Here is a 1,431-nt window from a genome sequence, read left to right on the forward strand (position 1 = left end):
TGTTCATCGCAGACATTCAGGGATCACCGACGCAAAGATTCTGTCCTTCGACGCAGGCAATTCTGCTTCGTCGGAAACCAATGCAAAGAAATTCGGATGATCTCGCTACCAACGCAGAAAAAAGCGGTCAACTCGACGCAGTAGAACGTTCCTTCAGCCGCCTTACCCATTGCAGCAGTTCCCCGTGCGGGATCGTCCGTCCAGCGTCGACGTCGCCCAGCGCCTCACGGGTTCTACGCTCCTTCTCTGCCTCGGACAGATCAGGCAGGAAAGCCAATAGTTCTTCACCTGGAAAAGATGGGACGGATCTTGGGATCAGCCAGGTGTTCGGGCAATGGTTGGCTGGCATCGTGGACCGCCAAGTCGACCACGACGTCCAGTTCTGCGCCTCGGGACTGAATAGCCGTACTCACCAATCGGGCTGCCCGTTCGGCAAAGGCTAGGTCGGCCACCAGCCAGATGAGTAGTCCTGGCTGATCTTCTGTGGGCGATGTAAAGGCATCCAGTAGGTAGGCCGCCGTTACAAAGCTGGTGTCCTGGAGGCACTCGCTAATGAGTTGACCAAGCCACGCCGGCGCACTTTGGGCCGGACGGACGTGCACCTGGGCGTGAGGTGTCTTCTCTATCCGAGCCACGAAGCCGGTAGCCAAAAGGGAGGCGATCTCCTCCGGATATAAGACCGCCCCTCCATCGTTGGGGTTCATCATCAGAGTGGCCCCCTTGGTGCCGGCCAATAGGTCGCGCCCTCTCACCTGCACAATCTTCACCGCCGATGAGGACGCGAATCGGGCCTTTTCCCAACCGGTAAAGAACGGGATGGCATCGAAGCCGTCGGGATGGCGAAATTGTACTAGGCGGGTCCTGCCTGAGTCGTCCGAGACCGGCACATGCACGTAGACCAGAGCGTCCAGCAACCGTCGAAAGAAGGCCGGTTCCTCGGCTGGATTGGTGCGTGACCGTTCCAGCCAGGCTTCCAACTCCTGTTCTGCCCGGCTCCCTCTGCCTGCACGCTGACGTGTCCGGGTCACGCTCAGAGCCTGTGCGGGCCTTGGGGATAGCCACGAAACCAGTCAGGATTGATCTCGCTGGTCAGATACGGCGTGCGAAAGAAAGATTGGGTGCGCTGCCAGAGCTCTTCTTCGTGTTGGGCAATGGCCTCGATGTCGCTCAGTGTCGGGTAATGCCGGAGCAGCCGGTACGCTTCCTCTCGCACCTGCTTAGGTACGGCCTTGCTGGCGGCCAGCTCTTTCAGAAACGCGCCGGCTTGCAGTACGTTCCGGGTTCGCTCTTCGGGCATGGTCATGCACGGGTCGCAGAAGACTAAGGAAAACTTAGTTTACCGCGTCCGGCGGTACACGGAGCTTAAGGAGTAACGATCTTGCAAACGGAAATAAAAGCCAATATAATCAATAGCTTACTTCGCATAACATT

At 58.0% G+C, this 1,431-nt stretch carries 2 protein-coding genes; both read right to left on the reverse strand.

Annotated features, from left to right (window positions below):
- Nucleotides 1-284: 284 nt before the first annotated feature.
- Complete coding sequence (locus tag Q0907_RS18940; RefSeq protein ID WP_299347594.1) at nt 285-977, reverse strand: SseB family protein; 693 nt, start codon at nt 975-977, stop codon at nt 285-287.
- A 53-nt stretch (nt 978-1,030) separates the two neighbouring features.
- Complete coding sequence (locus tag Q0907_RS18945; protein ID WP_299347595.1) at nt 1,031-1,303, reverse strand: BPSL0761 family protein; 273 nt, start codon at nt 1,301-1,303, stop codon at nt 1,031-1,033.
- Nucleotides 1,304-1,431: the final 128 nt, after the last annotated feature.

The sequence above is a fragment of the uncultured Pseudoxanthomonas sp. genome (genome assembly GCF_947498795.1).
GTDB lineage: Bacteria > Pseudomonadota > Gammaproteobacteria > Xanthomonadales > Xanthomonadaceae > Pseudoxanthomonas_A.